Consider the following 25,400-nt stretch of genomic DNA (forward strand, 5'->3'; position numbering starts at 1 on the left):
GGGCTCACTCCGCAGGCTTGAGCAAGGCTCCGCCGCGCTGGTCCAGCGGGAGGAAGGGGAGATTCTCGGGGCCGATGTAATGGGCCGAGGGGCGAATGATCTTGTTGTCCACCCGCTGCTCGATCACATGGGCGCTCCATCCGGCGGTGCGGGCGATCACGAAGAGCGGCGTGAACATCAGCGTCGGCACGCCGAGCAGGTGATAGGCCACCGCCGAATACCAGTCGAGATTGGGAAACATGCGCTTGGCCTCGGCCATGACCGTCTCGATGCGTTCGGCGATCTCGAACATCTTCATCGAGCCCGCCGCCTGAGCCAGGTCCAGCGCCACCTGCTTGACCACCTGATTGCGCGGATCGGAGACCGTATAGACGGGATGTCCGAAGCCGATGATCACCTCGGCGGCGGCCACGCGGGCGCGGATGTCGGCTTCGGCTTCGTCGGGCGAGGCGTAACGCTTCTGGATCTCGAAGGCGACTTCGTTGGCGCCGCCATGCTTCGGTCCGCGCAGGGCGCCGATGGCCCCCGCGATGGAGGAATAGAGATCCGAGCCCGTGCCCGCGATGGTCCGCGCCGTGAAGGTCGAGGCGTTGAACTCATGCTCGGCGTAGAGGTTCAGCGTGGCGTGCATCGCCCGCACCGCCTCGGGACGCGGCGCCTTCCCATGCAGCAGATGCAGGAAATGCCCGGCGATGGAGTCGTCCTCGGTCTCCACCTCGATGCGGCGGCCGTTCTGCGACCACTTCCACCAGTAGAGCAGCATGGAGCCTTGCGCCGCGATCAGCCGATCCGCGATGTCGCGGGCGCCGGGGAGGTTGTGGTCATGGGCCTCGGGCAGCACGCAGCCCATGGCCGAGACGCCCGAACGCAGCACGTCCATGGGATGGGCGGCGGCGGGGATGGCCTCCAGAGTCTCGCGCACCGCGCGCGGCAGGCCGCGAAGCGCCTTCAGCTTCGTCTTGTAGGCGGCCAGCTCCGTCCGGGTGGGGAGGGCGCCGTGGATCAGCAGATGCGCCACCTCCTCGAATTCGCAGGCGCCGGCGAGGTCGAGGATGTCGAAGCCGCGATAATGCAGATCATTGCCGCTGCGCCCGACGCTGCACAGAGCGGTGTTTCCGGCCACCACGCCCGAGAGCGCGACCGATTTCTTGGGCTTGGGAGCCGGAGCGTTCATCATTGCCTCCCCGGAGCGCGATCCGAATCTTTCGGAAGGCGCGCGATCAGGTGAAAATCAGGGGCGCCGGGAGGATCAGGACAGATACTCCCGGCGTTCCGGGCTTCAGGACCAGTCGAAGATTCCGCGCGGACGCGGCTCGCCGAGCTTCTCGGGATCGACGGTGAAGTTCAGCGCGCCCAGCTCCCCGGCCTTGAGGTCGGGCAGGGCCTCGGCGGCGTCGAGGAAGCGTTGCTGCTCGGCGGGCGAGACGATCCCTTCCGCGAGGGTGCGGAACTTCCGGATGTAATTCGCGCGCAGGAAGGGGCGGGCGCCGTCGGGATGGGCGTCGGCGAGGGCCAGCTCGTCGGTGAAGACGCGGCCGTCCTTCAGCGTGATCACGACGCGGCCGCCGAAGGCCTTCTCCTTCGGGTCGCGGGCGTGATAGCGGCGCGTCCACTCCGGATCCTCGACCGTCGAGATCTTGCGCCAGAGCGCCACGGTCTCGGGGCGATTGGCGCGCTCGGGGGCGTAGGAGGCTTCGTGATGCCAACCGCCGTCCTCGAGGGCCACGGCGAAGATATACATGATCGAGTGATCCAGCGTCTCGCGGCTGGCCTTGGGATCCATCTTCTGGGGATCGTTGGCCCCGGTGCCGATCACATAGTGGGTGTGATGCGAGGTGTGGATCACGACGCTCTCGATCTGCGCCGGATCACCGATCTGCGCCTTCATCTTGCGGGCGAGGTCGATCAGGGCCTGGCTCTGATATTCCGCCGAATGCTCCTTGGTGTAGGTATCGAGAATGGCGCGCTTGGCCTCGCCCGGACCCGGCAGCGGCACCTGATAGCGGGCCTGCGGACCGGAGAGCAGCCAGGCGATGAAGCCGTCCTCGCCTTCCCAGGCGGGGCTCGGGGCGCCTTCGCCGCGCAGGGCGCGGTCCACGGCCTCGACGGCCATCTTGCCCGCGAAGGAGGGCGCGAAGGCCTTCCACGACGAGATCTCGCCCTTGCGGCTCTGGCGGGTGGTGGTGGTCACGTGCAGAGCCTGCTGCACGGCCTGATGGATGATCTTCGTCGGCAGGTTCAGCAGCGTGCCGATGCCCGCCGCCGCCGAGGGGCCGAGATGGGCGATATGGTCGATCTTGTGCTCGTGCAGGCAGATGGCGCGCACGAGGTTCACCTGAATCTCGTAGCCCGTCGCGAGGCCCCGGATGAGATCCGCGCCCGAACGCCCCGTATGCTGCGCCACCGCGAGGATCGGCGGAATGTTGTCGCCGGGATGCGAATAATCGGCGGCGAGGAAAGTGTCGTGGAAGTCGAGTTCGCGGACGGCGGTGCCATTGGCCCAGGCGGCCCATTCCGGCGAGACCCGCCGATCCTGCGGCAGGCCGAAGACCGTCGCACCCGGCTGATAGGGATGAGTCAGAGCCTGAGCCCGCGCCGAAGCCACCGGACGACGCGCCACCGAGGCAGCGGCCACGGCGGCGTTGTCGATGACCCGATTGACGATCATCTCGGCCACATCCGCCTCGACCGCCACGGGATCGGCGGCCACTTCGGCGATCTTCCAGGCGAGTTGATCCTCGCGCGGCAGATGCTCGGCGGATTTCCAGGTTCTCAGATCATGCAGGATCATGACGTCTCTCGCCCTTCTTCGGTTGAATTCTCTTGTGAGGTTTCGGGCGGCAGGGGCCGGGGACGCCCCGCCTCATCCACCGCCACCATCTCGAAGCGCCCGCTGAGCACGGGCCGCGTCTCGCGGTCGGCCATGCCTCCGGCGCGCCCTCTGACCTCGACCGTCATGGAGCTGCGCCCGACCCGGATCACCTCGGCCTGAAGCTCCAGCAACTCGCCGATCCTGATCGGCGTGGCGAAGTCGATCCTTTCGGAGCGCGCCATCACCACCGAGCCCCGCGCCCGGCGGGCTCCCGCCACGAAGGCCGCCTTGGCCAGAAGCGCCAGAGCGTTGCCCCCGAAGAGCGTGCCGTAATGATTGGCCTGTTCGGGGAAGATCATCTCCACGAAGCGGATGGGGGAGCGGGTGGTCTGGTCGGGCTCGGTCGGCATGTCGCGCCTCGCTCTTCACAAAAATCGCAAATGCAGATATCCAGAAAACGAAGAGATCTTAAAGCGCTGAAAAAGCTAAGTCTTGTGAAGCCATATCCTGCGAATTGCGAAGATTGCGAAGATGAGCAAGATCTATATGGGCGTCCGCCTGCGCCGTCTGCGCGAGGCGCGTGGGCTGACTCAGGCGGCCCTCGCCAAGCGGCTGGAGATCAGCCCGAGCTATCTGAACCAGATCGAGCGCAATCAGCGTCCGCTGACCGCCGCCGTGCTTCTGCGCCTCAACGCGGCCTTCGACGTGGACATGCGGATCTTCTCGGATTCCGAGGGCGCGCGCCTGCTGACCGATCTGCGGGCGGCTCTGGCGGATCAGGGCGCCGAGGCCTCGGCGGTGGAGCTGCGGGTGCTGACCGACGAAATGCCCGAGATCGCCCGGAGCATCGTCGGGCTTCAGGCGCGCTTGCGCGAGGTCTCGGAGCGGGCGGATCTGCTCGCCAGCCGCCTGTCCGAGCCGGGCCGCAGCATGGCCCCGACTCCCTTCGAGGCGGTGCGCGACTGGTTCTATGATCGCCGCAACCACGCGCCCGAGCTCGACCTCGCGGCGGAGGGGGTGGGCTCGGCCCTGCCGCCCGGCGCGATGCTCTCGGGTCTGATCGACAGGCTTGCGGGGCGCCATGGGGTGCGGGTCGCCGTCGCGGAGGACGAAACCCGTCTGCGCAGCTATGACGCCTCGGCCCGCATCCTGCGTCTGGGGGCCAATCTGGAGCCCGGACGCCAGGTCTTCCAGATCGCCACGCAACTGGCCTTTCTGGAGCAGGGCGAGACCATATCCCGGCTCGCGGCGGAATCGGGCATGGGGCCGGAGGGGCAGGCCCTGCTGAGGATCGGTCTGGCGAATTACTACGCGGGGGCGCTGATCATGCCCTATCGCGCCTTTCTGGAGGCCGCCGAAGCCTGCGCCTATGACATCGACCTCATCGCGCGGCGCTTCGGGGTGGGCTTCGAGACGGCCTGTCACCGGCTTTCGACGCTCCAGCGCCCCGGCGCCAGCGGAGTCCCCTTCTTCTTCATCCGGGTGGATCGCGCGGGGAACATCTCCAAGCGGCAATCGGCGACGGATTTCCATTTCTCGCGGATCGGCGGGGCCTGTCCGCTCTGGAACGTCTACGAGGCCTTCAGCCGCCCCGGCGAGATCCTGCGCCAGATCGCCCAGACTCCCGACGGCCGGAGCTATCTCTGGATCGCGCGGATGGTGCGGCGCGGACGCGGCGGATTCGGCGCCCCCGAAAAGAGCTTCGCCGTGGCTCTGGGCTGCGACCTGGCCCATGCGGGGCGTCTGGTCTATGCGCGGGGGCTGGATCTGGGCAATCCCGGACTTGCGGCGCGGATCGGCCCCGGCTGCAAGCTCTGCGAGCGGTCGGGTTGTCCGCAGCGGGCCTTTCCGGAGGTGGGGCGCCCCCTCGCCGTGACCGAGGGCGAGGCCCGTTTCGCTCCCTATTCCAGCGGCGAATCCTGAGCGCTGGCTCCGGAGCCTGATTCCCCTCGCTTGGGGCGCGGCCCTCGGCGCCAACCCGAGCGGTTCGCGGGCCGCGTCTCTTGACGCCATCGGCTGGCCCTATCCGACTGATCTTCGGGAAATCAACCTTTTCGCGCAGATTTGCGCCGTTCCGGGCTGGACGCCGGGCGCCTCCGTCTGCGAGTCTCCGCTCCGGACGCCGGACGCCTCTGTCCGGCCCGGGCGGCCACGACTGGAGGAGACGCGTCATGTTCAACCGAAGGGATCTCGTCATGACGGGTCTCGGCCTCGGCGGCGGAGATCTGGTCCGCGTCTGGTCGCCTGACGACAAGGGCGAGGCTCTCCCGAGGCTGCCGGTGGGCGACAGCGCCCAGCTCGACGGGTCGGCGCTTCCGCATGGCCTGGCCGTGGTGGATGAAGCGGGCGTTCTGCGCATCGGCGACGGGGAGACGCTCGGCGGGCGGCGGATGCTCGCCTCCGACTCGCTCGATATCTTCGGTCCCCCGGCCTTGCCGGCTTATGGCGATGGTGATTATCCGATCCCTGTCGAGCGCTCCGACGTGCAGGCTCTGGTCAAGGCGGCGGCGCTCATCGGCGCGCCTTTGCTGCTGCGTCCCGGCCAGACGGCCTTCATCGACGTCGGGCCTTCGGGCCATTTCCCGATCTCGCGCCTTCAGGACGCCATCCGCCTTCAGGAGGCCTGGGGCGGGGGGCCCGCCGTGCGCATCCGTCTCGCGCCCGGACAACATGAGCTCGATAAGGGGGTGCGGGCCTCCCAGTCGATCGTGACCTGGATCGAGGGCGCGCGGGGAACGGACAAGAATATCTGGCGCAAGACGGATATCACCAGCCTCTCCGTCGCGGTCGTGGGTCCGAAAGATCCGGCTCGTCCGAACGCGCTCCAGATCACCCGCATCACCGTCGGGGTGGCGAGCCTGGAGGGGATCGCGGTCGGCGGCATGGTCCGGCTGCAGCCCTTGAGTCCTGGCGACCTGGCTGAGCAGCAACTCGCGGACGGCTGCGCGGGCTGCTTCCAGGTCAAAGCGATCGACGCCGTGGCCGGAACCTTCACGGTGTTCGGACGGCATTACGGACCAACCGCCTTTCCGGCCTTTCCGGCGACCGGGACCTGCCGCATCGCCCACACCACGCTGAAGGTCGCGTCCACGCTTAAGGGGGGGGCCTTCGTCATCGGCACGGACACCCGCGTCGGCCCGCCCGGCCGATTGCATCTCAACCTCGCCCTCGACATGTCCACATCCGACGAGTCCAGCACAGGCGTGCTCGTCTTCTACGGCGGCTCGCTCAGCTTCGATCCTTATGATCTCTGGATTCACGGCGGGAGCAGGACGGGGATCTGGGCGATCGGGGGGGCTGTGTCGGGCGTCGGCCTCTGCGTCTCCTGCGCGTCGCGCAACATCGTGGCGCAACAGGGTTACAATCTCCAGCTCTACGCCATGGTCTCCACTCAGGCTGAATCCTACGCCGTGGCCGCTTCCGCCGACGGCGTCATGACGGCGTCGCAGGCTCAAGCCCACGGTGGCGTTTCCTCTCTCTTCGCGAGCGATGGCTCGGCGGCCTGGATGCCCGGCGCGAAGATCTCCGGAGGCCGCTGGGGCGCCTATGCGCAACAGGGCGCCCAGATCCGCATCGAGGGCGACGCCATGCCCGGCCGCTCCTCCTATGTCGGGGGTCAGGAGGGCGCCGTTCAGGCTTGGGGCCTGGGCCCCTTCGGCTCGACGGTGGTGCGGATCTCCGACACGACGGATTTCCTCAATCCGCGTGTCTCCGTGGGGGGGGGAGGGATGCTGCTCGGCGAGAACGCCGCGCCTCTGACGGGCGTGACGGCGGGGGTCGTCACGCGGGAGGGCGGCTGGCTCCCGACGATCCACGACATGCCCGCCGACGTCGAGACCGGGCTGGACGTGCGCTTCCATGTCCATCAGGGGGAGGGCGACGACGCGGCCGGCGACGGCTCGGCGGCGCGCCCCTATCGCTCGATCCGTCAGGCGATCCGCACGGCTCCGCCTCTGGCGGCGCTGACCGTCGTGCTTCTGTCCGACTACGTGCGGGGCGCGACGGAGCTGGAGGTCTCGCTCGCCAGTCCCCTGACCCAGATCCGGATCATCGGCGCCTCCTCATCCGGGCGATACGTCAACCGGACGCTGACGCTCACGAACTTCCTCTTCCCGGACGGGGCGTCCTATGGCGCGGGGTTCCTCGCGGCGCCGCGCGAACATGGGCGGCTCACGGTCGGCCTGGAGTTCCTGACGATCCGCTTTCCGGCCCCGCCCGGAGGAGGCCTCACGACGCGCGGCTATCAGGATGGCCTCGTCGGACGCACGGCTGCGGATCTCGGCCCGCCGGATCTGTTCGTCGGCCTCAGGTCGACGACTCTCGAACGCGAGGCGGGCGCCACCGGCCTGGTGATCGCCAGCCCCTACGGCAAGCGCGCGCTCTGGGCGGACGCCGTGATCCATGGCCCGGACATGGCCGGAAGATGGGTCGCGGGCGTCGCGGCCGGCGCCGCCCCGGACGGCAACGTCGTCTCGTCCAATCTGGCGACCCTGTGAGGATCCGACATGAGCGTTCCTGACGAATTTGACCTTGAAAAGCTCTGGCGCGACATCCCCGAGCCGGAAAATCTGCCCGAGCCGCAGGCTCTTCGTCCTGCGGATCCTCCGCTCGTCGAGCCCCCGGAGGAATCCGGCGAGCGGCTCACCCTGACGCATGAGGGCGTGACCTACGCCGTCATGACGCCGGAGCGTCTGCGGGCGGCGGGCGTGCCCGGGGCGGTCGTCCGGGCGGCGCTGACCGCCAGGGCCCGGACGGCGGCGCGGCAGGTTCTGGATGCGCATGTCGCGGCGGCGCGCGCCGCCTTCGTGACGGCTCTGCCCGGCCAGGAGATGGTCTATCTCGCCAAGGAGGCGGAGGCTCGGGAATGGGCGGCGGCGACCGCTCCGGATCTGGCGGATTATCCGCTGCTCTCGGCGGAGGTCGGCGTGACGGCCGAGACCGCCGACCAGCTCGCGCAGGTCTGGCTGAACATGGCGGCGCTCTGGCGCTCGGCGGCGGCGCGGCTGGAGGCGCGGCGTCTGGGAGTCTCCGCCGCCCTCGACGCGGCGCGGAGCCCCGAGGAGGTCGAGGCCGCCTTGCGCGCCCTGACCTGAGCCCTCCTGCGGCCGATCTCCTTCCGGCCTGCGTTTAAACCGGCTTTCATCCTCCCGCCGCCATCCTGAGGCGCGATCTTCAGGAGGGCGGCGATGGCGCATCTGTTCGGATCTCTCGACGAGATCGTCTTCTGGCTGGCGATGGGCTATGGAGTCCTGGCGGCCCTGGACATGATCCTGCGGGCGCTCGGGCGGGGCCTGCGCCTGATCGTTCCGAACATGTTTCCGGTCGCGCTCCTGCTCCTCTTCCTGCTCCAGTCGGCGGTCCTGGAGACGCCGTCCGGCGAAGTCGTCGCGCGGCTGGCTCTGGGCTTCGGAGTTCTGGCCGCCGGATTCCTGCTCTACGCCCGGGACCGCAGCCTGCCGGCCGGGGTGCTGAAGGGCTTCGCCGGAGCCGCCCCCTTCCTCGGCTGGGAGAGGTTTCCGGAGACGCTCTTCGCCTTCGGCCTGATCTGTCTGGCCGGCGGCCTCTGCGCGCTCGCCATCGAGAGGATCCGGCGGGCCTGAGGACCGGCGGCCCCCTGGAGCGTTTTCCGATCACGTCGGATCGTTCAGACGCTCCAGGTTCTTGTCTGGCCGCATTTTCGCGACGCGAAGCCATTCGGCTTCGCTGGAAAATGCTCTAGAGCCCCCGTTCTCCGAGATAGCCGTCGATCTCGCGCCAGAGCTTCTGGCGGATGGCGTCGCTCTCCATCCAGGCGTCATGGCGGCAGTCGAGCAGGTTGACCAGCCGCGAGAGCGGTTCGCGTTCGGCCCAGACGTCGATGGCGGCGTTCTGCACCACCGTGTCGCGCTCGCAGGTGAAGACGAGGCAGGGCAGGCCCAGAGACTCGCGCGGACGCGCCGCCAGAGCGTCGATCTCCCGGAAGGCCGCCGCCAGCCAGGCCCAGCTCGGCCCGCCGATGGCGAGCTCGGGATTCGCCTTCAGAAGCTGGGCCATGACGTTGAACCTGCGTTCGTCGCTGGTCAGGCTGTTGTTTTCGAAGGGGCGTTCGGCGCCGCTGCGGCGCTCCTGTCCGAAGGCCCGCCGCTGCCCGAGCTTGATCCGCACGAAGCGCGCCGAAAGCCGACGCGCCAGCCGCTCCACGCCCGGCTCCAGCGAGATCCCGAGCATGGGCGCGGTGAAGACCGCTCCGGCGAAGCGTTCGCGCAGCGGCCCGCCGAGCGCCTCGACGCCGATGGCCCCGCCCATGGAGTGCCCCACCATCAGCTTGGGGCCTGCGATCTCCAGCACGAGCGGGTGATCGAGAACCGCCTGGAGATCCTGCTGGAACTCCTTGAAGTCCTCGACATATCCGAGGCGGCGATCCGCCGCCTGCCGCGTCGAGAGCCCCTGTCCGCGCCAGTCGAAGGCGAGCACCGCGAAGCCCCGGGCGCGCCATTCGCCCACGGCCTCGACGTATTTGTCGAGGAACTCGGCCCGGCCCTGGAGCAGGATCACGAATCCGCGCCCGCTGCCCGGCCAGAAGGCGGCCCTCAGCCGCACGCGCTGGTCCGGCTGGACCCAGAAGCCTTCGGCTCCTTCGGGAACGGTCGGTTCCGGCGCGTAGGGCGGGCTGCGCTGCTCGCGCCCATGGCGGCGCAGAGCCCCGGCGATGGCCCGCGCCTGAGCGGCCTGACGGATGAGGCTGAAACGTCTCATGGGCGGTCGCTCCGGGCGGTCCTCAGAGGATCTGGGCCAGCTTCATGGCCACGCCCATGGATCCGTCGATCTTGATCTTGCCGGTCATGAAGGCGACGGTCGGATTGAGCTCGCCGTCCATCAGCTCCTTGAAGGTGTCGAAATTGGCGCGGATGGTGCATTGGGCCTCCTCGCCGGGAGCGCCTTCCCGGATTTCGGGCGCGCCGCCGCGGCCGTCCACGAAGACCGCTCCGCCGTCCTTGAACTCGAAGAGGATCGTGGCCCCCAGGGAATCGGCGCCGGAAAGTTTGTCCTTCGCCGTTTCAACGGCCTTGGCGATCTTCTGCGCGTCCATCATATTCCTCCTGAGCTTATGGGAGCCTTCGCGGGCCCTGCGGCGGCGTTTAGGATAACGGCAAGGCCAGGGCGCCGCCATGACGAATTCGAAGGGGAAGGCCATGCACGCAAGGCTTCTACGCGCGCGGCGCGGGCTTGGAAAGGGCGCCCTCGGGGCAGGAGCGGCGCTGCTTCTGCTGCTGGGAGCGAGCTTCTCCGCCGGGGCCCAGGATCTGGAGTCCGGGGGCGCGGAGCCCTTCGCCATCCCCGATATGGAGAGCGGAGCCGCCGAGCCCTCCGCCCCCGAGCCGACGGACGAGGCGACGCCCCGGACCCGCGCGGAGCGCCTCGACGCGCTCTTCGCCGAGCTGCTCGAACCGGGCCTGACGGAAGGCGCCGCCACGCGGGTTCAGGCGCAGATCGGGCGTCTCTGGTCGGAATCGGGCTCGGACACGCTGGATCTGCTGCTGCTGCGCGGGAAACGGGCCGTCGCGGCGGGCGAGCTGGGGAAGGCGAAGGCGCATTTCTCGCGGCTGATCGCCTTCGCGCCGGAGTTCCCCGAAGGCTGGAGCTCGCGGGCCGCCGCCGCCTACGCCGACGGGGATTTCGGCCGGGCTCTGGCCGACGTGGGGCGGGCGGTGGAGCTGGAGCCGCGTCATTTCGCGGCCTGGTCGGGGCTCGGGGCGATTCTGGAGAAGATGGACCGTCCGCGCGAGGCTCTGGCGGCTTTCCGGCGGGCTCTGGAGATCAATCCCTTCAGCAAGACGGCCAGGGGCGGAATCGAGCGCCTGGAGCAGGAGATCGACGGGCGGGACGCCTGAGCCGGGAGCGCGGCCTTCCCTGAGGCGGGCCTGAGCGGGCCCGGGGATCTGGAATCGCATGGCCCGCCTCCGGGGAGGCGGGCCATGGCGTTTTCGGGAGGTCCGGGCGGCGGCGATCACAGATCGTCGTAATCCGGCGAGAAGGTGTCGCACTGGCGGATGTCTCCGCCGCGCAGGCCGGTGGTCAGCCAGCGCTGCCGCTGCTCCGAGGTGCCATGGGTGAAGGTCTCGGGGCGCACGCGGCCGGAGCGGCCCTGGAGGGCGTCGTCGCCGATCTTCGCGGCGGCGTTCAGGGCCTCTTCGAGGTCTCCGCGCTCCAGGATGCCGAAGTTCTGATGCGCCCGGTTGGCCCAGACGCCCGCATAGCAATCGGCCTGGAGTTCGAGCCGCACGGTCGCCTGATTGGTCTGGAGGCGGTTGCCCGAGCTGCGCACCTGATCCACGCGCCGCACGGCTCCGGTCAGGTTCTGGACGTGATGGGCGACCTCATGGGCCACCACATAGGCCTGAGCGAATTGTCCGCCCGCCCCGAGCTGACGCTCCAGCGTGCGGAAGAAGTCGAGGTCCAGATAGACCTTGCGGTCGGCGGGGCAATAGAAGGGGCCGCTGGCGGCCTCGGCGGCGCCGCATCCGGAGGTGGTCGCGCCGGAGAACAGCACCAGCGTCGGCTTGACGTAGCTGGCGCCGAGATCCTCGCGGAAGATCTGCGTCCAGACTTCTTCGGTGTCCGCGAGGGTCACGGAGATGAACTGCGCCGCCTGATCGTTGGGGTCGACCTGTCCGGGCGCGACCTGCTGCTGGCCCGGCGCGCCGGGCTGGCCCACGCCGACCATCCGCAGCAGAGGCACCGCGTCCGGGAAGAAGATCGAGGCGAGGAAGAGGATGATGGCGCCGAGGCCCAGGCCTCCGCCCGCCGCCTTCAGGCCGCGCCGGTCTTCGATGTTGCCGCTGCCGCGGCGCCCTTGCCATTTCATGCGTTCGTCTCTTCAGAATCTCGGGGACCGCCCTTTCGCGCCGGGAGTGGCGCAAAATGGCGCAGGTCTCCAAAATGCAGGGGATGGGGCGAAAAGGCAATCGCCGGGATCCGTCTCCGCGCGGGATTCCTTCCGCGAACCCCGCGTTCGGGCTTCAACCTTCCGGCGATTGCAGCCATTGCGTCAGGCGGGACCATCGCCTCGTCCCTTCCGTCTGGCGCACGGCGGTCTCGACGGCGCGGGCCTGTCCCATGATCGCCGCGAGCTTCCGGCCGCGCGTCACGGCGGTGTAGAGCAGGTTCCGCCGCAACATCACGTGATGCTGGTTCGCGAGCACCACCAGCACGGCGGGATATTCCGAGCCCTGGGACTTGTGGATCGTCACGGCGTAGGCGAGGGCGAGCTTGTCCAGCGCCTCGAATCCGACTCCGACCGTCCGGCCGTCGAAGCGGATGCGGAGGCTCTCCTCCGCGGGATCGATCTCCTCGATGAATCCGAGATCGCCGTTGTAGACCTCGCGTTCATGATCGTTTTCGGTCTGCATCACGCGGTCGCCGACGGCGAAGGTGGTCCCGAAGCGCTCGACCTTCGCCGGAGGATCGGGGTTGAGCGCCGCCTGAAGCGCCAGATTCAGCGATTTCGCCCCGAGGCTCCCCCGGTTCATCGGGGTGAGGATCTGGATCTCGCGCAGGGGATCGAATCCGAAGCGGCGGGGGATGTGGTCGCGCGCCACCTCGACCACCCTCTGGACGGCGGTTTCGGGGTCCTCGGCGGGGATGAAGTAGAAATCCGAATCCCCGTCGGGCCGCGAGAGGTCGGGGACTTCGCCGCGATTGATCGCATGGGCCGCCCGCACGATCCGGCTTTCCGCCGCCTGACGGAACACTTCGGTCAGGCGGGCGGTGGGCAGGGCCTCGCTGCGGATCATGTCGGCGAAGGGCTGTCCGGGCCCGACGGGCGGCAGCTGGTCCGCGTCGCCGACGAAGAGCATGGCGGCTTCGGGCGGCGTCGCCTTGAGCAGCGCCTGCATCAGGGGCGCGTCGATCATCGAGCTTTCATCGACCACCAGCAGATCGCATTCGAGCGGATTATCCGCGTTGCGCTGGAAGCCGCCGCCGACGCCGGTGGTCTCCAGCAGGCGATGGATGGTGGTGGCGGTGAGGCCGGTGGTCTCGCTCAGGCGCTTGGCGGCGCGGCCCGTGGGCGCGCAGAGCTTGAGCGTCAGGCCATGGGGCTCCAGCATGCGCAGGAGCGCGTTGGTGAGGGTCGTCTTGCCGACGCCCGGCCCGCCGGTCAGCAGCATGACCTTCGAGGAGAGCGCCAGACGCAGGGCGGCCAGCTGGCTGGCCTCCAGCTTCATGCCGCTGCGGGCGGCGGCCTCTTCGGGCGAGAGGGCGAGGCCGCGCGCGGACCAGGGCGGCGGGCCTTTGGCGAGGTCCTTCAGCCTCCGGGCGATTCCCCTCTCGGCGGCGTGGAGCCAGGGCTGGAAGAGGCAGGGCTCCTCTCCGATCCGGTCGAGGATCAGGCGCCTTTCGGCGATCTCCCTTGCGGCGGTCTCCTCGATCTTCATCTGATCCACGCCGAGGAGGCGGGCGGCGCGTTCGGTCGCTTCGGCGCGGGGGAGGGCGCAATGTCCGTCGCCGAGGGCCTCCTCCAGCACGCGCCAGAGGCCGGCGCCGATCCTCTGGGGCGAGTCCGGCGCGGCCCCGAGCCTCTGGGCCAGGGCGTCGGCGCTGGCGAAGCCGATCCCCCTGATCTCGCGCGCGAGGGCGTAGGGATCGGCCCGCACCCGCGCCGGAGTCGCGGCGCCCCAGGCCTTGTAGATCGCGGCGGCCTGAGCGGGCCCGACCCCATGGCCCTGCAGGAAGACCATGGCTTCGCGGGCGGCCTTCTGCTCTCCCCAGGCTTCGGCGATCTCCTTCGCCCTGGCCGAGGTGATCCCCGCCACGCGGCTGAGCCGGGCGGGGGTCCGTTCGATGACGTCGAAGACCTCTTCTCCGAAGGCGAGGACCAGCTTGCGCGCGGTGGCTCTGCCGACGCCCGGAAAGGCGCCCGAGCCGAGGAAGGCCTCGATTCCGGCGGCGCCGTCGGGCGCGGTGGCCTTGATCTCGCGGGCCTGGAACTGGAGTCCGTGATTGGGGTCGTTGCGCCAGACTCCTGTGGCCTCGATGGTCTCGCCCGCGCCGACGGCGGCGATCCGCCCGACCACCGCGACCAGCTCGCGCCGCCCGACGGGCCGCACCCGCAGCACGGCGAATCCGGTGTCGGGCGCGTGGAAGATCACGCGTTCGACGGCGCCGCTCAGGGTTTCTTCGAGGCCGAGGCCGCTTTCCATCCGCGTCTCCTGAGAGGGAAGTCGGATTTTGTGAAAATCGCGCGACGGATGCGCTCCGCTCCTGCGTAACAAAAACGCCGACCGGGGGAAACCCGGCGGCGTTGAAAAGTCGTGTTGGTCAAATCGAGAAAGAACATCAAATGCAGGTCTCGCGCAAGCTCTTTATCGCCCTGACGGCCGCGCCTCTGGCTCTGGCCTCGGCCTCCGTCTCCGCGCAGCCGGCGCCGGGCTTCGGCCCCGGCGGCTTCGGCGGCGACTCCGCCGTGATCCGTCAGGCCGAGCGCCTCTTCGGAGAAATCGACAAGGACGGCGCCGGCAGGATCACCCGCGAGCAGGCCCTTGCCGCCGCCGCCGCCCGCTTCGCCGAACTCGACAAGGACGGCGACGGCGAGATCTCCCGCGCGGATCGTCAGGCCTGGATGGCCGAGGCGCCCGCCCGCCGCTTCGCCGCTCTGGACAAGGACGGCGACGGCAAGCTCTCCGCCGAGGAGCTGGGCGCCGCCCAGATCGCCCGCCTCGACAAGGACGGCGACGGCGCCTTGTCCGCCGGGGAGCTGGCGGCGGCGCGTCCGGCCTTCGGCCCGCGCGGCCCCGAAGGCCGGATGGGGCCTCGCGAGGAGCGCGGTCCCGAAGCGCGCGGAGATCGTCGGGGAGATGATCGCGGTCCGGTCGCCCATCGCGGCGAAGACCGTCGCGCCGAGCGTCGCGGCCCCGACTCCCGGCCCCACGGCCATGAGGGCCGCGGCGGTCCCGATTTCCGCAGCGGCGAGCGCGAGCACGGCCCCCGCTTCCACGGCCACGGCCACGAGCGCCGCTGGGAGGGCGAGGGCCGCGGCGGTCCCGACTTCCGCGGCGAGCGCGGTCCGCGTCCGGAGGGGCGTTCCGGCGAAGGCCGCCGCGCCGAGGGCGGACCCCGGGGCGAGGCTCCGCGGGGCTTCCGTCCCGGCTTCGAGCGGGCGACGACTCTGGAGGCCTTCGCGCAGCCCTACGAGCGGCTTTTCGCTCTGCTTGACATCGACGGCGACGGCGTGATCGAGAAGACCGAACTCGACACGGCGAAGCAGATCGTCGAGCGGCTGCGCGACGCGCGCCGCCCGGCGCGGCCCGAAGCCCCGGCTCCCGAAGCGGCGCCCGAGGCTCCGGCGGCCGATCTCTGAGGCCGGGAGACGACCGGCCGCGCGCTCCGCGAAAGAGGCGCGCGGCCTCTCAGGCAAGCGGGGCCGCCGGAGGGCGGGTCTGAAGGACGGGAGCGGGCATGGCGCTGGAGGAGGCGGACGACGATCGGCTGATGGCTCTGTTCGCGCAAGGCGACCAGACCGCCGCCCGCCTTCTGACCGGCCGGCATGCGTCGCGCGTGCTGCGGCTGGCCCGGCGCATGCTGAACGACGAGGCCGAAGCCGAGGACGTCGCCCAGGAGGCGATGCTGAAGCTCTGGCGTCTGGCGCCCGACTGGCGGCCCGGAGAGACGAAGGTCTCCACCTGGCTGCACCGCGTGGCGACGAACCTTTGCTACGACCGCCTGCGCCGCCGTCGGGAGCAGCCGCTGGACGACGAAGCCGCCGCCGAGATCCCCGACCCGGATCTCTCGGCCTTCGAGCGGATCGACCAGGCCGAAAGGGCGGCCCTGACCCGCGCCGCCATCGGCGAACTGCCCGAACGCCAGCGGGCGGCCCTCACGCTTCGGCATTTCGCCGAGGTCGGCAACGAGGAGGCCGCCGCCGCTCTGGGCGTGAGCGTGGAGGCGATGGAATCCTTGCTGGCGCGGGCGCGCCGGGGGCTCAAGGCGAGCCTCGCCGCCCGCCTCGGCGGATGGAGATGACACGTGAAGGAGGAGGCCTGACATGTCTGGAACGGACAAGACCCTTTTCGCCTCCGGGAGCGATGCGGCGCTTGACGCGCTGCTCAGCGAGACTCGGAAGCGCGAACCGGAGATCCCGGAAGCCCTGACGGCCCGCATTCTCGCCGACGCCGCCCAGGTCTCGGCGCAGATCGCGGCGACGCGCGCCGCTCGATCCGTCCGGATGGAGCGGGCTCCGGCGCGCGGCCGGGCCTTCGGGGCGGGCTTCGCCGACTGGCTGCGGGCGCTGGGCGGCTTTCCTGCGGCGGCGGCCTTCTGCGCGGCCCTGGGGCTCGGGGCGGCGACGGGCGCGGCCGCGCCGAGCTGGACGGGAACGACCATCCAGAGCGACGGCCTCGCCTCTCTGGAGGACGGCCAGCTTCTGGTCTCCCAGACCATCGACCTTCTCGCCGCCGACGACCCGATGGAGGGATCATGACTTCGACCGCGCCCGCCGGCTCCCGGGGCGACCGCCTGCGCAAGCCCCTGATCGCTTCGCTGATCCTGAATCTCTTCCTGATCGGCGCGGCGGGCGGCTGGGCCCTGAGCCATCATCGCGGCCCTCCGCCCGGACCCGAGGGCGGCGGCGAGGTGGGCCACTGGCTGCGCAATCTGCCGGAGGCGCGCCGGGCCGACGTGCGGGCGATGTTCGAGGCCTCCCGCGAGACCCGCCGCGGCAAGCGCGCCGAGATCCACGCCGCCCGCGACGCCGCGATTCTGGCTCTGGAGGCGCGGCCCTTCGTCCCGGCGGCCCTGGAGGCGGCGCTGGACGTCATCCGCGAGCAGGGCGAGGCCCTGACCCGCGACGCCCATCGCGATCTGATGGCCATCGTCGGGCGGATGACCGACGCGGAGCGCGCGACCTACGCCGCGCAGCTGCGCCGTCCGGCCGGGCCGCAGCGGGGCGGCCCTCCGCCGGAAGGGGGCTCGGGGCCTGCGCCGGGGGCGGGCTCAGAGATCCGTCGTCCCCCCGCTCCCTGAGGGCGCGCCGGGGGAGAGGGGGAGCTTCTTCCCCATGTAGCCGAGGAAGGTGTTCAGGCAGTCGCGCCAGAGCCTGAAGTTCGCCCGCAGGTTTCCGGCGGGCATGCCGTATTTCAGGTTCACGTCCATCTCCAGCCTGGGGTCCTGCTCGTCGTCGAGGTAGAGCTTGCAATAGCGGTATTCGGTGTTCCAGACGTTGACGAAGGCGGCGTCCGGCTTGACGGCGCCCACATCCCAGACGGCGTAGAACTGGATGCTTGCGCAGGCGTCGTTTGTCTTCTCGCGGCAATCGAAGAAATAGAGGCTGTAGTTCGTCCGGCCGATGCGCCCTCTCACCAGAGGATCGCCGAGGGGATCGGCGGTCAGCGTGGCGGTCCCGATCTCGGCGGCGAGGGCGCGGATGACCTCGGGGTCTCCGGCGCCGATCAGGGCCGGATCCTCGGGGCCCCGGGCCTCGGCCGCCGGAGCGCCGGGGAGGGCGAAGGCCAGAAGCGCCGCAGCGCAGGAGAGGGCGAGACGAGTCATGGCGCGATCCTCCGGAAGCTGAGGCGCGGACGGAGCGGAAACCGCCGCGCCTCAAGAGGATAAGCCGGAATCCCGGTCCTGCGAAGCCCGGCCTTTCGGGCGGGGCGGCGGCTCCGGAGCTAGATCCTCCAGGTTCCGGCGCCGCTGACGATCACCTGCGTCTCGAAGGACTTCAGGCAGCTCGTCCAGAGGTCGAAGTTCGATTCGACGTTGCGTCGCGAGACGCCCCCCGTCAGCGAGACGTCCATCATGAGCATCGTGCTGGAGCCGAACAGCGACGCCTTGCAGAAGCGCGAGAGGAGATTCCACGTCGCGAGCGCCTCGGGGCTGGGGACGGACTCCCGATCCCCGAGCCAGGAGCTGCGCATCTGCATGCTCCCGCAGGGCCCCCTGTAGCAATCCTGGAAGACGACCAGATAGAAGAGGCCTCCCGCCCTGCCGCGCAGCATGGGGTTTCCGGCGTAATCCTGACTGCGCTCGGCGGAGCCGAACTGCCGGGCGATCTCGAGGATGCTCCCGACGTCGGAGCCGTCGAGGAGGGAGAGGCCCGCAGGCGGAGCTTCGGCGCGCGAGGGCGCCGCGGCCGCGCCGAGAAGCAGGACGGCCGCCGAGATCGCGCGTCGGGCCGCGCGCGAAAGACGAAGCGCAGACTTCATGAATTCCTCCCGTGATGGCTCCCTCTTCGTGTTTAGGAGGTTTCAAAACGGGTGGGAACGGCTAATTTCGCCTTTTGATGCGCCTTGAGGGGCCTGTCGTCATCCCCTGGCCATCTGGCAGGCCGCGCCGTCCGCGATCTCCTGCGCGGTCGCGCCGTTGCGGAAGAAGCTGCGGAAACGGCCCTGCGCGTCGACGAAATAGGTGAAGCCGGTGTGGTCCATGGTGTAGCCGTCGGCGAAATCCGGATCGGGGCGCTTGCCGTAATAGACCTTGTAGGCCTGGGCGGCGGCGTCGATCTCCTGGAGGTCTCCGGTCAGGCCGATCATGCGCGGATGGAAATGCTGCGTGTAGGCGGCCATGACCGGAATGGTGTCGCGCTCGGGATCCACCGTGATGAAGACCGGCGTGACCTTCCGGCCCGCCGCCTCCAGGATTTCGGTCGCCTCGCTCATGCGGTCGAGTCCGACGGGGCAGACGTCCGGACAGAAGGTGAAGCCGAAATAGATCAGCAGCGGCTGGCCGGTCAGGGTCTTGTCCGTGACGCGCGCGCCGGTCTGGTCGACGAGCGAGAAGGGGCCGCCGATGGCCGCGCCCTCCGCTTCTCCGGAGCATCTGCCGCCCGCCGGGGCCGAGGCCGCCCCGAGGCCTCCGTCTCCGCCGCCGAAGATCCGGCTCCAGGCGGCGCCCGCGCCGGAGGTGAGCGAGGTCCAGAAGGAGCCGCCTCCGCCTCCGCCGAGGATCTGTCCGGGGATGAGGCTTCGTTGTCCGCTGGTCCACCAGGCCAGTCCGGCCACGCCGAGCAGCAGCAGGAGCATCGTCAGAAACCGGCGTCTGAACACGGGTTGGCCCTCCATCCATCCTTTTGCGCCGAGACCCTACAGGCGGGGGGCTCCGGAAGGCCAGAGTCCTCTCGCCGCAGGGAAAGGGCGGGGGCTCCACCTCCCGGAGACTTGAAGCGGCGGGCTTCCGGCCTTATCCAGACAGGCTTTCCGTCCCCCGGCTTCCGGATGCTCCGATGATCTCGATTCGCAACCTCACCTACCGCATCGAGGGCCGCCCGCTCTTCGAGGAGGCGACGGCCGTCGCGCCTGAAGGGCATCGCATCGGCTTCGTCGGGCGCAACGGCGCGGGCAAGACCACGCTCTTCCGGCTGCTGCAGGGCGAGATCTCGCCCGACGACGGCGAGATCCGGCTGCCGCCCGGCGGCCGCGTGGGGGCTGTGGCTCAGGAGGCCCCCGCCGACGACCGCAGCCTGATCGAGATCGTCCTGGCCGCCGATCTGGAGCGCGCCGCCCTGCTCGCCGAGGCCGAGACCGCCGAGCCCCTCCGCCGCGCCGAGATCGAAACCCGGCTGGCGGACATGGGGGCTCATGCGGCGCCGGCGCGGGCGGCCTCGATCCTGCACGGGCTCGGCTTCGACGCCGAGGCGCAGCAGCGGGCCTCGAAGGAGTTCTCGGGCGGCTGGCGGATGCGGGTGGCTCTGGCGGCCCTGCTCTTCTCGGAGCCGGATCTCCTGCTTCTCGACGAGCCGACCAACCACCTCGATCTCGAAGGCGTGGTCTGGCTGGAGACCTATCTCGCGCGCTATCCGAAAACCTTCATCGTGATCTCGCATGACCGGCAATTGCTCAACCGGGCCGTGAACGCGATCTGGCATCTGCATGACCGGAAGCTCACGACCTACAGCGGCGGCTACGATGATTTCGACGCCCAGCGCCGCGCCCGTCTGGAGCAGCAGCAGGCCCTGAAGCGCAAGCAGGATCTCCAGCGCGCCCATCTGCAAAGCTTCGTGGACCGCTTCCGCGCCAAGGCCAGCAAGGCGCGTCAGGCGCAAAGCCGCATCAAGATGCTGGAGCGGCTCAAGCCCATCGCCGTGGAGCAGATGGGCGGCGTGGCCGACTTCCACTTCCCCACGCCCGAGGAGCTTCCTCCGCCGCTTCTGGCGGTGCGGGGGGGCGCGGTGGGCTATGACGGCAAGCCGGTGCTGCGCGGCCTCGATTTCCGCATCGACCAGGACGACCGCATCGCGCTGCTCGGGGCCAATGGACAGGGCAAGTCCACGCTCTCGAAGCTGATCGCCGGACGCCTCCCCCTCATGGCGGGCGAGGCCACCACGGCCCGCAAGCTGAAGGTGGGCTATTTCGCCCAGCACCAGGTCGAAGAGCTGGTGCTCAACGAAAGCCCCTATCAGCATCTGCTGCGCCGTCGCCCGACGGAGCTTCCGGCGCAATTGCGGGGGCGTCTGGGCGGCGCGGGCTTCGGCGGCGAACTCGCCGACGCCGCTGTGGAGCGGCTGTCGGGCGGCCAGAAGGCGCGGTTGCTGATGTTCCTCGCGGCTCTGGACGCGCCGCATCTGCTGATCCTCGACGAGCCGACCAACCACCTCGACATCGAAAGCCGCGAGGCCCTGACCTTCGCCCTGAACGACTACGGCGGCGCCGTGATCCTCGTGAGCCATGATCCGCATCTCGTGGAGACGGTGGCGGATCGGCTCTGGCTGGTGGGGAACGGCGGCGTGAAGCCCTTCGAGGGCGACATGGAGGATTACAAGCGCCTTCTGCTCGCGGAGCGGGGCGGAGCGGGCGGCGAGGCGGAGAAAGCCGGTTCGGCCCGCACGGCGGCGCGGCGGAGCGCGGCGGAACTGCGCAAGGCTCTGGCGCCTCTGCGGGCCGAGGTCGCCGCCAACGAGGCCCGCGTCGCCAGGCTGGAGGAGATGCGCGACCGCATCGACGAGCGCCTGGCCGATCCCACGCTCTACGAATCCGCCGACGGCGCGAAGATCACGGAGCTTCAGCTCAAGCGCGCCGAGATCCTCGGCGGCCTGGAGCGGGCGGAGGAGCTCTGGATGGAGGCTTCCAGCCGCCTCGAAACCCTGGAGAAGGAAGGCCAGACATGACCCCCGGCGCGGCTCTGGTGACCGGCGCGGCGAAAAGGCTGGGCCGCGCCATGGCTCTGGACCTGGCGGCCCAGGGCTGGGACGTCGCCGTGCATCATCACGGCTCGGACCCCGCGGAGGTCCTCGCGGAGATCCGCGCCATGGGCCGCAAGGCCGTCGGCCTGCGGGCGGATCTCCTGAAGGAGGAGGAGGTCCGCAGCCTCGTCCCTCTGGCCGCCGAGGCTCTGGGCCGCCCCCTGACGCTGCTGGTCAACAACGCCTCGATCTTCGAATTCGACACCCTCGCCAGCAATACGCGCGAGGTCTGGGACCGGCATTTCGAATCCAACCTGCGCGCGCCCTACGTCCTGACCCAGGCCTTCGCGGCTCAGGCTCCCGAGGCGGAGATCCGGGACGGCGAGCCTCTGGCGCGGGCTCTGGTGGTGAACATGGCCGATCAGCGCGTCTGGAGCCTGACGCCCATGTTCAGCAGCTACACCCTGGCCAAGGCGGCGCTCTGGGCCTTCACCCAGACGGCGGCCCAGGGTCTTGCGCCGCAGATCCGCGTCAACGCCATAGGCCCCGGCCCGACCCTCGCCAACGACCGTCAGACTCCCGAGCATTTCGCCCGTCAGCGCGCGGGGCTGATCCTGGAGCGCGGCGCCGATCCGGGCGACATCTGCGCGGCCTTGCGCTATCTGGTCTCGGCCCGCGCCGTGACGGGCCAGATGATCGCGGTGGACGGCGGCCAGCATCTCGGCTGGCGCACGCCGGACATCGTCGGAGGACGCGAATGACCCAGCTTCAGGACGAATACACCAAGATCCTCATCCGCGATCTCCAGATCAGCGCCTCCATCGGAGTCTATCATCACGAGAAGCTGGCCTTTCAGCCGATCCTCGTGAACATCGAGCTGACCCTCGGGCCGGATCTGCGGGCGTCTCCGGCGATCTTCGTTCCGGCGAAGATCCGCAGGCAGGATCCGGAATACGCCGAGGTGGTCTGTTACGCCTCGGCCTGCGAGCAGGTGGAGCGGCTCGCCCGCGAGAAGCATACGGAGCTTGTCGAGAGCCTCGTGGAGGCCATCGCCGAGCTCTGCCTCTCCGACGGCCGCGTGGAGGCGGTGCGCGTGCGGGTGGAGAAGACCGCCGCCGTGCCTCGCGCGCGAGCTGTGGGCGCGGAGATCTTCCGTCGCCGCAAGCGGGTTTGATTCGGGTTTCCTGCGCGGCCGGTCAGGAAGTTATCCACATGTTTTCACCCGCCTGCGGCGGAAAGCCCTGATTCCCGGGGGTCTTCCGCAGGCTCTGGAGTCGGGTTCCTTTCCAGACTCTTGTATTTGCATGTATAAATATCCCCTGAGCCTGGGCTGTGAAATTTCTGCGACGGTTTTTTTCATGACACAGACTTGACAAGCGCGTTTGCGGGCGAGCAGCCGCCTCATGGATGGAAAGAGCGCGATTCCTTCGCCTGTGGTGCGAAATTCCATGATTTATCAGCAGATTGCCGAATTTGCCTCTTTTTTGACCGATCCGCTCCGATCCTTGAGATTACAGGCCCTTGCAGGAATCTTCAGCCGGTTTTCCTCAGACTTATCCACAGGGTCTGGGGATGATTCCCGAGGCCCGGCCCGGCCGGAGAAAGGGTTGAGGATCCGTTGACGATTCGGGAGATTCCGCGCGCCCGCCCTTTCCCGGATTCCGCAGGTCCGCCAGGCCGCGCGCGACGGACTCCGCGTCTGGGGGCTTGAAGCTTGCGCGTCGAAGAGCGAACTTTAGGGAAACGCCCTTCCGTGTCGCCTGTCCGCTTCCTTCCCGTCCGCTTCGCCAAGGAGATCCGCCATGAGCGGCCCCCGCAAGCCCCTCTCGTCCGACGCCCTTCCCGATCCGGATCAGGAGGCTCCGCCCCTGACTCTGGAGGAGGAGGGCGGCGCGCCTCTGGCGCCCGAGGACGGCGCGCCGGTCGAGGTCGGGCCGGAGGTGATCCGCCGCCTCTGGCGGACCCTGCCGGAATCTCCGGGCGTCTACCGGATGTTCGACGCGGCGGGGAACGTGCTCTACGTGGGCAAGGCGCGGAGTCTGCGGGCGCGGGTCTCGGCCTATACGAGCCATGCGGGCCATGTGCTGCGCATCCAGCGGATGATTTCGGCCACGGCGAGCATGATGTTCGTGGTCACGCGCACCGAGACCGAAGCCCTCCTGCTGGAGGCGAACCTCATCAAGCAGCTGAAGCCGCGCTACAACGTGCTCCTGCGCGACGACAAGTCCTTCCCCTACATCCTCATCGCCGAGGAGACCGCCGCGCCGCGTCTGACGCGCTGGCGGGGGGCGCGCAGCGTCAAGGGGCGTTATTTCGGGCCTTTCGCCTCGGGCCAGGCGGTGACCCAGACCATCGCCCAGCTTCAGAAGGCCTTCCTTCTGCGCACCTGCGCCGATTCCGTCTACGCCAACCGCTCGCGGCCTTGCCTGCTGCATCAGATCAAGCGGTGCTCGGCGCCCTGCGTGGACCTGATCTCGCGGGAGGCCTACGGCGAACTCGTCGGCGAGGCGGCGGATTTCCTCGACGGGCGCTCGACGAAGATCCAGGAGCACCTCGCCGCCGAGATGTCCGCCGCCGCCGCCGCCATGGAATACGAGCGCGCGGGGGCTCTGCGCGACCGCATCCGGGCCCTGTCGGCGGTGCAGGCGCGTCAGGACGTGAACGTCGAGGCCGTCAGCGAGGCCGACGTCTTCGCCCTGCATCTTGAGGGCGGACAGGCCTGCGTGCAGGTGTTCTTCTATCGCGGCGGCCAGAACTGGGGCAACCGGGCCTATTTCCCGCGTCTGCCGCCCGAGGCCGACGAGGAGGCCATCCTCGACGCGGTGATCGGGCAGTTCTACGCGACCCGCCCGGCGCCCCGGCTGCTGCTGGTCAGCCACAGGCTGGAGAAATCCGCGCTGATGGAGGCCGCCCTCACCGAGGCCGCCGGGCGCAAGGTGGAGATTCAGCAGCCTCAGCGCGGCGACAAGAAGGTTCTGGTCGAACAGGCCCTGCGCAACGCGCGGGAATCCCTGGCGCGGCGTCTGGCGGATTCGGCGGCTCAGGGGCGGCTTCTGGCCCGTCTGGCCGAGGCTCTGGATCTCGAGGGCCCGCCCTCCCGCGTCGATATCTACGACAATTCGCACATCATGGGCCGCGACGCCGTGGGCGCCATGGTGGTCATGGGGCCGGAGGGCTGGCTCAAGACCGAATATCGCAAGTTCAACATCAAGGGCGAGGATCTGACGCCCGGCGACGACTTCGGCATGATGAAGGAGGTCCTGCGCCGCCGCTTCGAGCGGCTCCAGCGCGAGGATCCCGACCGCACGAAGGGCCTCTGGCCGGATCTGACGATCATCGACGGCGGCGCGGGGCAATTGTCGGCCTCCCGGGCGATCCTCGCGGAGATGGGCGTGGAGGATCTGGAGCTTCTCGCCATCGCCAAGGGTCAGGACCGCGACGCGGGCAAGGAGATGCTGCATCGTCCGGGCCGGACTCCCTTCGCGCTTCCTCATCGCGATCCGACGCTGTATTTCTTGCAGCGCCTGCGCGACGAGGCGCATCGTTTCGCGATCGGCGCCCATCGGGCGCGACGCGCGAAGACGGCTGCGGTCAACCCTCTCGACGAGATCGAGGGCGTGGGCCCGGCGCGCAAGCGGGCCATTCTGGCGCATTTCGGCTCGGCCAAGGCCGCCGCCGAGGCGGACATGGCTGAGCTGGCGCGCGCGCCTGGAGTCTCCGAGGCTCTGGCGCGGCGCATTCATGAGCATTTTCACGGCGAGGGCTGACGTGATCTGGACGATCCCCAACATTCTGACCATCGGTCGTCTGATCGCGACTCCCTTCGTGGTGCTGGTCTACGGCATGGTCGAGCGCCCGACGGCGGACTGGATCGCGCTGACGATCTTCGCTGTGGGCGCGCTGACCGACTTCGTGGACGGCTATCTGGCGCGCAAGCTCAACCAGTTCAGCGAGTTCGGCAAGATGCTGGATCCCATCGCCGACAAGGCCATGGTGACCTGCGCGCTCTTCGCGCTGGCCTTCAGCTACGGGCCTTACCTGAGCTTCCTGATTCCGGCCTCGCTGATCCTGCTGCGCGAGACGCTGATCGCGGGTCTGCGCGAATATGCGGCGGGGAAATCGGTGAATCTGGCGGTGACGCGTCTGGCGAAGTGGAAGACCACCGCGCAGATGACGGCGATTTCGGTTCTTCTCTTCCATGCGGCCTGGATCGGCCCGCAGATGAGCCGTCCGGATTATTTCGGCGTGTTCATGGTTCTGGCTCTGGGTCTTCTGTGGGTGGCGGCGGCGCTGACGGTGGTCACGGGCTGGGACTACCTGCGCAAGACGGCGCTCTGGATGATGGCTCAGGAGAAGGGAAAGCGGCTGTGCAGGTGCTCTATTTCGCCTGGCTGCGCGAGAGGATCGGGCGGGGCGAGGAGAAGCTCGCCCCTCCGGCGGAGGCTCTGGAGAGCGCCGCCGCCTTCGTGGCCTGGCTGCGGACTCTGGAGGCGCGCT

Annotated in this window: 24 protein-coding genes; 14 read left to right on the plus strand and 10 right to left on the minus strand. The window is 69.4% G+C overall.

Features of this window, described 5'->3' with window-relative positions; genetic code table 11:
- Positions 1-4: 4 nt before the first annotated feature.
- From prpC to PHN62_RS07570, 3 genes are all read right to left on the minus strand, one after another.
- Complete coding sequence (prpC, locus tag PHN62_RS07560) at positions 5-1,174, minus strand: 2-methylcitrate synthase (RefSeq protein ID WP_300148534.1); 1,170 nt, start codon at positions 1,172-1,174, stop codon at positions 5-7.
- 105 nt (positions 1,175-1,279) lie between these two features.
- Positions 1,280-2,791 carry an MmgE/PrpD family protein gene (locus tag PHN62_RS07565; protein WP_300148536.1) on the minus strand — a complete coding sequence of 504 codons (1,512 nt, stop codon included), beginning with the start codon at positions 2,789-2,791 and terminating at the stop codon, positions 1,280-1,282.
- Positions 2,788-3,222: a hotdog domain-containing protein gene (locus tag PHN62_RS07570; protein ID WP_300148538.1), complete on the minus strand. Its 435-nt coding sequence runs from the start codon at positions 3,220-3,222 to the stop codon at positions 2,788-2,790. Before PHN62_RS07570 ends, PHN62_RS07565 begins: the two co-directional genes overlap by 4 nt.
- 121 nt (positions 3,223-3,343) lie before the next feature.
- Here PHN62_RS07570 and PHN62_RS07575 point away from each other — a divergent pair, with 121 nt between their 5' ends.
- From PHN62_RS07575 to PHN62_RS07590, 4 genes are all read left to right on the plus strand, one after another.
- The gene (locus PHN62_RS07575) at positions 3,344-4,735 is read left to right on the plus strand and encodes a short-chain fatty acyl-CoA regulator family protein (protein ID WP_300148540.1); all 1,392 of its coding nucleotides are present in this window, start codon (positions 3,344-3,346) and stop codon (positions 4,733-4,735) included.
- A 248-nt stretch (positions 4,736-4,983) separates the two neighbouring features.
- Positions 4,984-7,308: a hypothetical protein gene (locus PHN62_RS07580; protein WP_300148543.1), complete on the plus strand. Its 2,325-nt coding sequence runs from the start codon at positions 4,984-4,986 to the stop codon at positions 7,306-7,308.
- Between the two features lie 9 nt (positions 7,309-7,317).
- On the plus strand, positions 7,318-7,905 hold the full coding sequence (locus PHN62_RS07585; protein WP_300148546.1) for a hypothetical protein: 588 nt from the start codon (positions 7,318-7,320) through the stop codon (positions 7,903-7,905).
- A 93-nt stretch (positions 7,906-7,998) separates the two neighbouring features.
- On the plus strand, positions 7,999-8,412 hold the full coding sequence (locus PHN62_RS07590; protein ID WP_300148549.1) for a hypothetical protein: 414 nt from the start codon (positions 7,999-8,001) through the stop codon (positions 8,410-8,412).
- Positions 8,413-8,527: 115 nt separating this feature from the next.
- On the opposite strand, the gene PHN62_RS07595 is transcribed toward PHN62_RS07590, so the two are convergent.
- Together PHN62_RS07595 and PHN62_RS07600 are read right to left on the minus strand one after the other, a co-directional pair.
- The gene (locus PHN62_RS07595) at positions 8,528-9,547 is read right to left on the minus strand and encodes an alpha/beta fold hydrolase (protein ID WP_300148551.1); all 1,020 of its coding nucleotides are present in this window, start codon (positions 9,545-9,547) and stop codon (positions 8,528-8,530) included.
- 22 nt (positions 9,548-9,569) lie between these two features.
- The gene (locus PHN62_RS07600; RefSeq protein ID WP_300148554.1) at positions 9,570-9,881 is read right to left on the minus strand and encodes an SCP2 sterol-binding domain-containing protein; all 312 of its coding nucleotides are present in this window, start codon (positions 9,879-9,881) and stop codon (positions 9,570-9,572) included.
- Positions 9,882-9,960: 79 nt separating this feature from the next.
- On the opposite strand from PHN62_RS07600, the gene PHN62_RS07605 reads away from it, so the two are divergent.
- On the plus strand, positions 9,961-10,683 hold the full coding sequence (locus PHN62_RS07605; protein ID WP_300148557.1) for a tetratricopeptide repeat protein: 723 nt from the start codon (positions 9,961-9,963) through the stop codon (positions 10,681-10,683).
- Between the two features lie 116 nt (positions 10,684-10,799).
- Here the strand turns inward: PHN62_RS07605 and PHN62_RS07610 are convergent, their stop codons facing one another.
- Together PHN62_RS07610 and PHN62_RS07615 are read right to left on the minus strand one after the other, a co-directional pair.
- Positions 10,800-11,657: a neutral zinc metallopeptidase gene (locus tag PHN62_RS07610; protein ID WP_300148560.1), complete on the minus strand. Its 858-nt coding sequence runs from the start codon at positions 11,655-11,657 to the stop codon at positions 10,800-10,802.
- A 154-nt stretch (positions 11,658-11,811) separates the two neighbouring features.
- Positions 11,812-13,992, minus strand: coding sequence for an ATP-dependent RecD-like DNA helicase (locus tag PHN62_RS07615; RefSeq protein WP_300148562.1), 2,181 nt, complete (start codon positions 13,990-13,992; stop codon positions 11,812-11,814).
- 140 nt (positions 13,993-14,132) lie between these two features.
- On the opposite strand from PHN62_RS07615, the gene PHN62_RS07620 reads away from it, so the two are divergent.
- The 4 genes from PHN62_RS07620 (at position 14,133) to PHN62_RS07635 (ending at position 16,810) form a co-directional block, all read left to right on the plus strand.
- A complete protein-coding gene (locus PHN62_RS07620; RefSeq protein WP_300148565.1) occupies positions 14,133-15,149 on the plus strand; it encodes a hypothetical protein in 1,017 nt (338 codons plus the stop codon).
- A 98-nt stretch (positions 15,150-15,247) separates the two neighbouring features.
- Positions 15,248-15,811 carry an RNA polymerase sigma factor gene (locus PHN62_RS07625; protein WP_300148568.1) on the plus strand — a complete coding sequence of 188 codons (564 nt, stop codon included), beginning with the start codon at positions 15,248-15,250 and terminating at the stop codon, positions 15,809-15,811.
- A gap of 22 nt (positions 15,812-15,833) precedes the next feature.
- A complete protein-coding gene (locus PHN62_RS07630; RefSeq protein WP_300148571.1) occupies positions 15,834-16,268 on the plus strand; it encodes a hypothetical protein in 435 nt (144 codons plus the stop codon).
- On the plus strand, positions 16,265-16,810 hold the full coding sequence (locus tag PHN62_RS07635; protein ID WP_300148574.1) for a periplasmic heavy metal sensor: 546 nt from the start codon (positions 16,265-16,267) through the stop codon (positions 16,808-16,810). Before PHN62_RS07630 ends, PHN62_RS07635 begins: the two co-directional genes overlap by 4 nt.
- On the opposite strand, the gene PHN62_RS07640 is transcribed toward PHN62_RS07635, so the two are convergent.
- The 3 genes from PHN62_RS07640 to PHN62_RS07650 form a co-directional block, all read right to left on the minus strand.
- Positions 16,781-17,335 (minus strand): YbjN domain-containing protein, encoded by a 555-nt coding sequence (locus PHN62_RS07640; protein WP_300148577.1) that lies wholly within the window; start codon positions 17,333-17,335, stop codon positions 16,781-16,783. The two genes, PHN62_RS07635 and PHN62_RS07640, sit on opposite strands and share 30 nt — an antisense overlap.
- A gap of 119 nt (positions 17,336-17,454) precedes the next feature.
- Positions 17,455-17,991 (minus strand): YbjN domain-containing protein, encoded by a 537-nt coding sequence (locus PHN62_RS07645; protein ID WP_300148580.1) that lies wholly within the window; start codon positions 17,989-17,991, stop codon positions 17,455-17,457.
- Positions 17,992-18,090: 99 nt separating this feature from the next.
- Positions 18,091-18,831, minus strand: a complete 741-nt coding sequence (locus PHN62_RS07650) for an SCO family protein (protein WP_300148583.1) — start codon at positions 18,829-18,831, stop codon at positions 18,091-18,093.
- A gap of 176 nt (positions 18,832-19,007) precedes the next feature.
- Between PHN62_RS07650 and PHN62_RS07655 the strand changes: the two genes are divergently transcribed.
- The 5 genes from PHN62_RS07655 to pgsA all read left to right on the plus strand — a co-directional run.
- The gene (locus PHN62_RS07655) at positions 19,008-20,888 is read left to right on the plus strand and encodes an ABC-F family ATP-binding cassette domain-containing protein (protein ID WP_300148585.1); all 1,881 of its coding nucleotides are present in this window, start codon (positions 19,008-19,010) and stop codon (positions 20,886-20,888) included.
- Positions 20,885-21,664 (plus strand): SDR family oxidoreductase, encoded by a 780-nt coding sequence (locus tag PHN62_RS07660; RefSeq protein ID WP_300148587.1) that lies wholly within the window; start codon positions 20,885-20,887, stop codon positions 21,662-21,664. The genes PHN62_RS07655 and PHN62_RS07660 overlap by 4 nt, the downstream gene beginning before the upstream one ends.
- Positions 21,661-22,077 carry a dihydroneopterin aldolase gene (locus PHN62_RS07665; RefSeq protein WP_300148589.1) on the plus strand — a complete coding sequence of 139 codons (417 nt, stop codon included), beginning with the start codon at positions 21,661-21,663 and terminating at the stop codon, positions 22,075-22,077. The genes PHN62_RS07660 and PHN62_RS07665 overlap by 4 nt, the downstream gene beginning before the upstream one ends.
- 628 nt (positions 22,078-22,705) lie before the next feature.
- Positions 22,706-24,670 carry an excinuclease ABC subunit UvrC gene (gene uvrC, locus PHN62_RS07670; protein ID WP_300148591.1) on the plus strand — a complete coding sequence of 655 codons (1,965 nt, stop codon included), beginning with the start codon at positions 22,706-22,708 and terminating at the stop codon, positions 24,668-24,670.
- Position 24,671: 1 nt separating this feature from the next.
- Positions 24,672-25,400, plus strand: a 729-nt coding sequence (gene pgsA / locus PHN62_RS07675) for a CDP-diacylglycerol--glycerol-3-phosphate 3-phosphatidyltransferase (RefSeq protein ID WP_367187008.1), incomplete at its 3' end; no start/stop codon positions are given.

It is taken from the genome of Neomegalonema sp., from assembly GCF_028688855.1.
Classification (GTDB): Bacteria; Pseudomonadota; Alphaproteobacteria; order Rhodobacterales; family Rhodobacteraceae; genus Neomegalonema.

Coding starts and splice junctions, on each gene's coding strand:
- PHN62_RS07665 (WP_300148589.1), top strand. CDS start 21,661: ATGACCCAGCTTCAGGACGAATACACCAAGATCCTCATCCGCGATCTC.
- prpC (WP_300148534.1), bottom strand. CDS start 1,174: ATGAACGCTCCGGCTCCCAAGCCCAAGAAATCGGTCGCGCTCTCGGGC.
- PHN62_RS07610 (WP_300148560.1), bottom strand. CDS start 11,657: ATGAAATGGCAAGGGCGCCGCGGCAGCGGCAACATCGAAGACCGGCGC.
- PHN62_RS07575 (WP_300148540.1), top strand. CDS start 3,344: ATGAGCAAGATCTATATGGGCGTCCGCCTGCGCCGTCTGCGCGAGGCG.
- PHN62_RS07585 (WP_300148546.1), top strand. CDS start 7,318: ATGAGCGTTCCTGACGAATTTGACCTTGAAAAGCTCTGGCGCGACATC.
- PHN62_RS07660 (WP_300148587.1), top strand. CDS start 20,885: ATGACCCCCGGCGCGGCTCTGGTGACCGGCGCGGCGAAAAGGCTGGGC.
- PHN62_RS07625 (WP_300148568.1), top strand. CDS start 15,248: ATGGCGCTGGAGGAGGCGGACGACGATCGGCTGATGGCTCTGTTCGCG.
- PHN62_RS07590 (WP_300148549.1), top strand. CDS start 7,999: ATGGCGCATCTGTTCGGATCTCTCGACGAGATCGTCTTCTGGCTGGCG.
- PHN62_RS07640 (WP_300148577.1), bottom strand. CDS start 17,335: ATGACTCGTCTCGCCCTCTCCTGCGCTGCGGCGCTTCTGGCCTTCGCC.
- PHN62_RS07620 (WP_300148565.1), top strand. CDS start 14,133: ATGCAGGTCTCGCGCAAGCTCTTTATCGCCCTGACGGCCGCGCCTCTG.
- PHN62_RS07570 (WP_300148538.1), bottom strand. CDS start 3,222: ATGCCGACCGAGCCCGACCAGACCACCCGCTCCCCCATCCGCTTCGTG.
- PHN62_RS07645 (WP_300148580.1), bottom strand. CDS start 17,991: ATGAAGTCTGCGCTTCGTCTTTCGCGCGCGGCCCGACGCGCGATCTCG.
- PHN62_RS07580 (WP_300148543.1), top strand. CDS start 4,984: ATGTTCAACCGAAGGGATCTCGTCATGACGGGTCTCGGCCTCGGCGGC.
- PHN62_RS07595 (WP_300148551.1), bottom strand. CDS start 9,547: ATGAGACGTTTCAGCCTCATCCGTCAGGCCGCTCAGGCGCGGGCCATC.
- PHN62_RS07630 (WP_300148571.1), top strand. CDS start 15,834: ATGTCTGGAACGGACAAGACCCTTTTCGCCTCCGGGAGCGATGCGGCG.
- uvrC (WP_300148591.1), top strand. CDS start 22,706: ATGAGCGGCCCCCGCAAGCCCCTCTCGTCCGACGCCCTTCCCGATCCG.
- PHN62_RS07565 (WP_300148536.1), bottom strand. CDS start 2,791: ATGATCCTGCATGATCTGAGAACCTGGAAATCCGCCGAGCATCTGCCG.
- PHN62_RS07605 (WP_300148557.1), top strand. CDS start 9,961: ATGACGAATTCGAAGGGGAAGGCCATGCACGCAAGGCTTCTACGCGCG.
- PHN62_RS07615 (WP_300148562.1), bottom strand. CDS start 13,992: ATGGAAAGCGGCCTCGGCCTCGAAGAAACCCTGAGCGGCGCCGTCGAA.
- PHN62_RS07655 (WP_300148585.1), top strand. CDS start 19,008: ATGATCTCGATTCGCAACCTCACCTACCGCATCGAGGGCCGCCCGCTC.
- PHN62_RS07635 (WP_300148574.1), top strand. CDS start 16,265: ATGACTTCGACCGCGCCCGCCGGCTCCCGGGGCGACCGCCTGCGCAAG.
- PHN62_RS07600 (WP_300148554.1), bottom strand. CDS start 9,881: ATGGACGCGCAGAAGATCGCCAAGGCCGTTGAAACGGCGAAGGACAAA.